The 7,578-nt window shown below is 35.4% G+C and carries 9 protein-coding genes; 1 reads left to right on the forward strand and 8 read right to left on the reverse strand.

The genetic code is table 11. The features are described from left to right. Positions 1 to 133: 133 nt before the first annotated feature. From ACH63V_RS17550 to ACH63V_RS17570, 5 genes are all read right to left on the reverse strand, one after another. Positions 134 to 1,258 (reverse strand): ribonuclease D, encoded by a 1,125-nt coding sequence (locus ACH63V_RS17550; protein WP_396464243.1) that lies wholly within the window; start codon positions 1,256 to 1,258, stop codon positions 134 to 136. A 307-nt stretch (positions 1,259 to 1,565) separates the two neighbouring features. Beyond that, positions 1,566 to 2,162, reverse strand: a complete 597-nt coding sequence (recR, locus tag ACH63V_RS17555; RefSeq protein ID WP_000490551.1) for a recombination mediator RecR — start codon at positions 2,160 to 2,162, stop codon at positions 1,566 to 1,568. Positions 2,163 to 2,171: 9 nt separating this feature from the next. Next, complete coding sequence (locus ACH63V_RS17560; RefSeq protein ID WP_001024697.1) at positions 2,172 to 2,501, reverse strand: YbaB/EbfC family nucleoid-associated protein; 330 nt, start codon at positions 2,499 to 2,501, stop codon at positions 2,172 to 2,174. A 256-nt stretch (positions 2,502 to 2,757) separates the two neighbouring features. Continuing rightward, complete coding sequence (locus ACH63V_RS17565) at positions 2,758 to 2,994, reverse strand: hypothetical protein (RefSeq protein WP_004887361.1); 237 nt, start codon at positions 2,992 to 2,994, stop codon at positions 2,758 to 2,760. A 178-nt stretch (positions 2,995 to 3,172) separates the two neighbouring features. Next, positions 3,173 to 4,360, reverse strand: a complete 1,188-nt coding sequence (locus ACH63V_RS17570) for an O-succinylhomoserine sulfhydrylase (RefSeq protein ID WP_396464245.1) — start codon at positions 4,358 to 4,360, stop codon at positions 3,173 to 3,175. Between the two features lie 135 nt (positions 4,361 to 4,495). Between ACH63V_RS17570 and ACH63V_RS17575 the strand changes: the two genes are divergently transcribed. Next, positions 4,496 to 5,581: an alpha/beta fold hydrolase gene (locus ACH63V_RS17575; RefSeq protein ID WP_396464246.1), complete on the forward strand. Its 1,086-nt coding sequence runs from the start codon at positions 4,496 to 4,498 to the stop codon at positions 5,579 to 5,581. Between the two features lie 34 nt (positions 5,582 to 5,615). On the opposite strand, the gene ACH63V_RS17580 is transcribed toward ACH63V_RS17575, so the two are convergent. From ACH63V_RS17580 to ACH63V_RS17590, 3 genes are all read right to left on the reverse strand, one after another. Next, the gene (locus ACH63V_RS17580; protein WP_396464251.1) at positions 5,616 to 6,188 is read right to left on the reverse strand and encodes an isochorismatase family protein; all 573 of its coding nucleotides are present in this window, start codon (positions 6,186 to 6,188) and stop codon (positions 5,616 to 5,618) included. A 120-nt stretch (positions 6,189 to 6,308) separates the two neighbouring features. After that, on the reverse strand, positions 6,309 to 7,076 hold the full coding sequence (locus ACH63V_RS17585) for a class I SAM-dependent methyltransferase (RefSeq protein ID WP_396464248.1): 768 nt from the start codon (positions 7,074 to 7,076) through the stop codon (positions 6,309 to 6,311). A gap of 234 nt (positions 7,077 to 7,310) precedes the next feature. Then, positions 7,311 to 7,578, reverse strand: a 268-nt coding sequence (locus tag ACH63V_RS17590) for a TonB C-terminal domain-containing protein (protein ID WP_396464249.1), incomplete at its 5' end; no start/stop codon positions are given.

Consider the following 7,578-nt stretch of genomic DNA (forward strand, 5'->3'; position numbering starts at 1 on the left):
ATTTATAAAGATGACCTTATAAAAAAGCTTTATTTTAAATTAAAATTAACCACTATTATTTGAGCAAATATTAATCAAATAACTTATTTTTAAATACAAAGTGCTCATTTGAACTGAAAACACATTGGTAAATTTAAAATAACAGATTTGCTTTCTCTTCTGTAAATAGTTGGATAAGTGGTTTGGTGAGTAATTCGTAGCGCCAACCCAACAAGTAATCGGGTAAATCTTGTTCATCACCTTTAGAAAGTACATGCTGATGAATTGCATTTAACCATTTCTTACGCAGTAAAACTTCTTTCGGAATGGAGGTTTGCTCTATAGCATTTGCAATTAACGCATCCATTTTATCTAGAGTTTCTTTTGACGTAATTTTAAAAGGTTTAGCAATTTTAGCCGGCCATTGCCCTTCTACTGGTAAATCCTTTAAAAGATCCAGAATAATCTTGCCATATTCACGAACAACATTTGGACGGATATCTCTTACTTGAGATAATTGAAAATTATTACGTGGATTTTTTTCGACCAAATCAATCATTGTCGAGTTTCTAAGGATAAAACTACGTGGCTGATTGGTTGCTTTAACTATATGTTCGCGCCATTCACTTAAATTCTGCAATTGCATTAATTGACGGCGTGAATGTCGATAGTTGCCTACATCTGTATAGAGTAATGACGTTGGTGTTTCACTAATAATTTCTTTGGTTAGACTACTACAGTCTTCAAGAACATATTCATAAAGCCCTTTTTGCTTAAGCTGATCCTTAATATGGTTAGCCAACTGCATAAGGTATAAAACATCATTTGCTGCGTAGCATAACTGTTGAGGAGACAAAGGTCTTGCTAACCAGTCAGATCGAGTTTGGTCTTTTTCAATGTCAATCTCTAAACAAAGCTTTAAAGCACCTTGATAGCTTACTTGTAAACCATGTCCTAAAAAGGAAAGTCCAACTTGGGTATCAAAAACATTTAATAGGTTTTGTTCATCAGCATAGTGATAGATTAAATCGATATCTTCACCACACGCGTGAAAAATATTTTGTTGAGCAACAAAGATTTTTTTCCAAAACTCACTTAAGTCTAGCGACACGCCATCCAGCAAATATACGTTTCCGTTGACATTGACTTGACATACTCCAAGTTTAGGCCAAAGGGTATCAACCTTAATAAATTCTGTATCAAGTCCATATGTTGAACATTGATCCATTTGTTGAAGAACATCAACCAATTCGGTTTGCTGTTGGATAAACTGAAACATGCTTTCTCAAGTAAATGCAAAGAGTGCTTTAAACTCTGGTATATATAACATAGCAATAGAAAAATGCTACTGAATCCACGATGAATAATCTATTTTTGAACAATTTTCCAAAAAAGAGATAATTTTTTGATCATTATTTTAAATTTTTCAATTTAAGATCCTTATAAAAATTTATTTTTTACAAACAGCTTTTTTAATTTATATATTCATTAAGTCATTTTTAAAAATATGTTTTTGTCTTTTAAAAAGATTTTTTTAATAATAAAACTTATATTTTAAAAAATCTTTGAAATAAGCACCGAGGTACTTATTTCATACGCATACGGTTATGTACCGCCTGACTTAATGTATGACTATCAACATATTCAAGCTCACCACCTTGTGGTACACCTTGAGCAATACGTGTCATGTGAATAGGTAAATGCTTCGTCGCTTCAACCAAATAATGCGCTGTCGCCTGACCTTCTACAGTAGCGTTAGTTGCCAAAATGACTTCTTCGATAGTGCCTTGGCTTAAACGCTGGATTAGGTAAGGAATACCTATTTCTTCTGGCCCAATCCCATCTAATGGAGAGAGATGCCCACCCAACACATGGTATTTGCCACGGAAACTACCACTTTGCTCAATTGCCATCACATCTGCCGGAGATTCAACCACACAGAGCAGTTGATCATCTCTTTCTGTTGAAGCGCAAATATCACAAATTTCGTGCTCAGTTAAAGAGTGGCAAACACTACATTCGTGGATATAACTTGATGCTTCATGTAGAGCATGCGCTAAAGCAAATGCACCTTCACGATTCTTCATCAACAGATGTAAAGCCATACGTTGAGCCGACTTCGGCCCAACGCTAGGCAAAATACGTAAAGCTTGAACGAGTTGTTCAAATCTATCACTAAACACTGAATTTCCTTAGAACATGCCCGCTAAGCCAGGAGGTAAACCCATGCCAGAGTTAGCTTTTTGCATTTTTTCTTCAGAAACTACTTCTGCTTGACGCACAGCATCATTAACAGCAGCTGCGATTAAGTCTTCAATCATATCTGGTTCATCTTGAAGTAATTCTGGATTAATTTCGATACGTTTTACGATATAACGACCAGTCATGGTTACTTTAACTAAACCACCACCCGCTTCAGCGTGTACTTCAGTTTGAGCAAGCTCTTCTTTGGCCTTTTTTATATTTGATTCCATATCTTTTTGCATGCGCTGCGCTTGCTGCATGAGCATATTGATATTCATAAACCTAACTCCGTATCTCTACCAAATATAATTGATAGTCACATAACACTTCAGAACTTAAACTCTTTTAGTCCCTCAACCCATCATAAAGAGCATTGAGGTCATTACGTTTAAATCAAAATTAATCTGTAATTCTGACACAATAAATTAATGTTTTCTATTGGTATCTATGAAACTATTTTCGCTAACTCATGAGTTTAAAGCTTTCTGTGTAAAACTTTTCACTCTTAGAACCAGTTCTAAAATTTAAGTGCAACTATTGTGAGGCTTGAAGGTTTTTATTATCCGGTTTGTATTCATTTAAAGGCATTTTCTGAAAAGAGGCATTTGCCTTTTCTATGGAGTGATCTGCATCTTCAACTGATTTGTTCGCATCATTAATTAACAATACAGTTTCGCTAATCTGAGTCGGTTCGTCTTTTTGGGCAAATACTCTGTATCCAACCAAACCAATTGCCCCTATAGCGACTAATATAATTATAGGTTTAAGCATGGTTCAAAAACTCACTTTGTTATTTTTATTAAATTTAGAACTTTTATACGTTGTGATTTTAGAGTCATTTATAACAAAATGTAGTCTTTTTATTTCTTTCGTTGTGTGTGAGTAACAGCATCATTAATAAAAAACCACACTTATTTAGGTGTGGTTTAATCTTAAATATATAAATTAATTAAATTAAATCTAATCCACGTGAAATATCACCAATAATATCGTTAATATCTTCTAAACCAGCTGAAACACGGATTAAACCTTCTTGAATTCCCGCAGCTTGTTTGGCTTCAGCAGAAAGTTTGCCGTGTGTTGTTGTCGCAGGATGGGTAATTGTTGACTTCACATCACCTAGGTTACCAGTAATTGAAATAAATTTGGTGTTATCAATCACCTTCCAAGCACCTTCACGTTCGCCTTTAACAACGAAAGAAACAATCCCACCAAAACCATTTTGCTGTTTTACTGCAAGTTCGTGTCCTTCGTGAGTTGGAAGGCCTGCGTAGTAAACTTTTTCTACTTTGTCATGGGTAGATAACCATTCGGCAAGAATTTGAGCACTCTCACAGTGTGCTTTCATACGTAAGCGTAAAGTTTCTAGACCTTTTAAGAAAACCCATGCATTAAACGGGCTCATTGATGGCCCAAGTGTACGGACGACACCAAAAACTTCTTCTAACAACTGATGATTACCGACAACAGCACCGCCTAATGCTCGCCCTTGTCCATCTAAATATTTAGTTGCCGAGTAAATCACAAGGTCTGCACCAAATTTTAAGGGTTGCTGCAAAACAGGTGTACAGAAACTGTTATCAACTGCAAGTAATGCACCATTCGAATGTGCAATATCTGCAAGTGCTTGAATATCTGCAATCTCAGCTAAAGGATTCGATGGTGACTCAACAAATAAAAGTTTAGTTTCTGGACGTACTGCGTTTTTCCAATCGTCCAAATCACATAAATCGACAAATGTAATATCTACACCAAACTTGGCAATATATTTTTCAAACAAAGCAACAACTGAACCAAAAACTGCTCTTGAGCAAATAACATGATCACCCGCTTTTAAATATGCCATAGCAACTGACAAAATCGCGCCCATTCCAGAACTTGTCGCAACAGCACGTTCAGCACCATCTAAAGCAGCTAAGCGTTTTTCGAACATCGATACAGTCGGATTGGTAAAACGTGAATAGATATTTCCTTGAACTTGACCAGAAAATTTTGCAGCCGCTTCAGCAGCGTTTTCATACACAAAAGATGAAGTCAAAAAAATCGGTTCGCCATGCTCACCTTCAAAACTACGAGTATGTCCGGTACGAATGGCTAAAGTATCAAGTTGGTATTCTAAATCATCAGACTGGTTCATTAAATGTTCGCCTTTACTGGTCATGTACTAAAAAACTATCATCATTTTGAGTGTCTAAGGTATTTAAGGTCAAGGTAAACCTGAAAATTATCGCTTAGACTTTATTTAATTTTAGTAAATAGTTGGCAAAGTAAGATGAAACGCTTAAAGTCCATTGCCTCTGAGCAAAGCCATATCAAACACCTCTCTACTCGACTATTTAAACCCGAAACACTGGTGTTGTCACAAAGCACACCTTATGAAGTCATCGGTCAATTTAATGAAACTCGTATTCGTTACTATGCGGCTGCTCAAAAGCGTTTTAAAGAACCATTAGTATTTGTTGCACCTCTAGCAATTAATATGGCGATCTATGATTTATATCCTTATCGTTCTCTTATTAAGCATTTCCAAAATACAGGATTTGACGTGTACCTTGTCGATTGGGGCCGTTTAGGGTTTAAAGATAGATATCTTAACTTTTTATCATTTATTGAAGATTTTATTCCTAAAGCTATAGAGCTTGTCCGCACTCATTCAGGAAGTGATCAAATTTCTCTACATGGGTGGAGTATGGCGGGTATATTCGTTACTTTGTATACAGCGCATAACCATCCAAATTATGTCAAAAACCTTATAGTGTTAGGTAGCCCAATCGATAGCTATGCTTCTGGCTATATCGGAAAACTCTACCGAACCATAAATAATGTTATTGGTCGTAATAAAAAACTTCAGGCACGTATCTACTCAGGTTTACCGAAGCGTTTGATTCATACTCCAGGTATTTTAAATTCTCTAGGATTTAAAATTCTTGATCCTAAAGGCTGGTTCGAGGGTCATATTCAATTACTTAAAAACCTTGATGATCTGCAGTTTGTACAAGAACATGCCACATTAAGTAGTTTTTTAAACAATATGATTGATTATCCTGGTGGTATTAATCAGGACATGTTATTCAACGTATGGCTACAAAATCCGTTGAAGCAAGGTTCTATTCTATTAAAAGATAAAAAAATCGAGTTAAAAAATATCGATTGTTCTCTTTTAGTTGGCGCTGGTCGTAGCGATCAATTGGTTACGGCGGATGCTGCTCAACCATTAAGCGAATTAACCAGCAGCAAAGATGTGACGTTTACGCTTATTCCTGGTGGGCATTTGGGACTAATGTCAAGCCAAGCAACTGCTCAGGAATTCTGGCCAAAGCTAGCAGCATGGCTAATCGATCGTTCAACAAAAATTTAAATATAGATATGAAAAGCCCTTTAAGTAAGGGCTTTTATTTAACGTTTTCTATGAAATTCACTTCATGAGATGAAGCACAGATGACAATTTCATCGCCAAGAGACCACTCAGCAGCTCGGGCCGCCATTGCTGCTGGTACTTCTTCTGAGCCGGGTCCTGCGGGTACATTATAAGTTGCATGTGCATCATGAGGTAAAAGCACCCCATAACCTAACTCTAGTGCAGCACGAGCAGTAGCCGCTACACACATTTCGGACAGTACCCCACAAATTGCAAAGGTTTGTACTCTGCTTTCATTTAGAATTTGCTGAAGTGGCGTACCATCAAATCCATTGTCATTGACTTTTCTTAATACAATTTCACCTTCTTGAGGAGGAAAAAATAGTTCCCATCCCCATTGAAATGGTTCATCTACAGTATCTAAAGCGCCGTCATTTTGCAGAAAAATGACAGGTGCTCGAGCTAAGCGCGCCTTCGAAAGTAAAATATTAATTGAAGAAAGAAGTTGCTCTGCGGCTGGAACAGCCTCATTGCCTAATACAAAAGCCTTTTGTACATCTACTACAATTAATGCATTAACCGAATTATTCTGGATTAAAATCTTTATCTCCTATCGACTTCAATAGCCCATTTCTCATAACTTTTATAATGATATGAGCATTTTATTTCATTGGCTTCAAAGTTTTAAAACTTTTTCGTATTTAATAATTTACAAACTAAAATTAAACTAGAAGGGTATCTTTTTAAATACAAAGTACCCTACCTTACTTTCGAAACTTCCGTCTTTTTGAATATTAAAATATTTTTTGACTACATCTGATGCATTCTCTTGTAGATACTTAAGCGTTTTTATCTGATCTTCCGGAGTTTTCATACGCTGTACCCAACTATCAAAATCTAGCATGAGTGATTGTTTATCTAAGGCAGTTAATTCAAAACCAGCATCTTCTATAAAGTAAACCCATTCTTTAATACTGTAATTTCTTACATGACTGGGGTCTCGAATCACTTCTATAGTCTGTAAAAACGTGTCTAAAATGGGAAAACTTGAGCTGATAATATCAACAAAAATAACAGTACCATTTGGTTTTAAAACACGGTTTATTTCTTTCATGGCGGTTGGTACATGCTGCCAGTGATGAGCAGAATATCGGCTAATCACTACATCAAACTGTTCATCAGTAAAAGGCATATCTTCAGCTATGCCCTGTTGTACGAAAATATTTTTTATTTTCCGAGCATTGGCAGCTTTTGAAACAGTATCAAGCATTTCATGAGATAAATCATAAGCAAAAACCAGATCGGCATGGTGAGCAACGTTATAAGCCACATGACCACCACCACAGCCTAAATCTAAAACCACAGCATTTGAATATTTATCAATCTCTTTAATAAACTTATCAAACTCAACTCCTTCAGAATGAGCTGTGCTATTCAAATAACTTAAAGATTTATTTTGGTACTGTTTTAAATTTATCTCATGTTGATTCAACATGGCTTATTCCTCTTCTCCGATGAGCTAACCATAAAAGAAAAAGTAGATAAAAAATAATGATTAGTTTTTAAATAATTAATAAAATAAAGTTATAGCTTGGTCACTTATGCAGTTACAAGAATGACATAATGAGGTTTAAAAGTTTTTCTATATATTTTTTATTTCTAATTTTAAATATAGAAAACCACCTCTCGGTGGTTTCTACAAATAAAAGGCGAAGTTCATATTTAAAATTTACTTTGCCATAAATTTGATGTTGAACTTTCTTACCTGTTTTCTTACATCAGGATTAGAAGGTAAAATAAAAGGACTTGCACGCCATATTGCTTTTTCAATACTCGATTTAAACTTTGGATCTTCTTTATCTAGAAAAATAATTTGCTCAATCTCACCACTATCATTTAAAAAGACTTTAACACTGGCACTCATGCCTACTGAAGACGGTGGAATATCCCAAATTTTAAATATCTTTTTTTGATATTGTTGCTTATATTTTTCAGCC

Origin of the sequence: Acinetobacter sp. ABJ-A23_2 (assembly GCF_044538765.1) — a bacterium.
Taxonomy (GTDB): Bacteria; Pseudomonadota; Gammaproteobacteria; order Pseudomonadales; family Moraxellaceae; genus Acinetobacter; species Acinetobacter nosocomialis_A.

What these genes read in the sequence shown, in the direction of transcription:
- ACH63V_RS17575 (WP_396464246.1), top strand. Translation starts at nt 4,496, where the DNA reads ATGAAACGCTTAAAGTCCATTGCCTCTGAGCAAAGCCATATCAAACAC.
- ACH63V_RS17550 (WP_396464243.1), bottom strand. Translation starts at nt 1,258, where the DNA reads ATGTTTCAGTTTATCCAACAGCAAACCGAATTGGTTGATGTTCTTCAA.
- ACH63V_RS17585 (WP_396464248.1), bottom strand. Translation starts at nt 7,076, where the DNA reads ATGTTGAATCAACATGAGATAAATTTAAAACAGTACCAAAATAAATCT.
- ACH63V_RS17570 (WP_396464245.1), bottom strand. Translation starts at nt 4,360, where the DNA reads ATGAACCAGTCTGATGATTTAGAATACCAACTTGATACTTTAGCCATT.
- ACH63V_RS17565 (WP_004887361.1), bottom strand. Translation starts at nt 2,994, where the DNA reads ATGCTTAAACCTATAATTATATTAGTCGCTATAGGGGCAATTGGTTTG.
- ACH63V_RS17560 (WP_001024697.1), bottom strand. Translation starts at nt 2,501, where the DNA reads ATGAATATCAATATGCTCATGCAGCAAGCGCAGCGCATGCAAAAAGAT.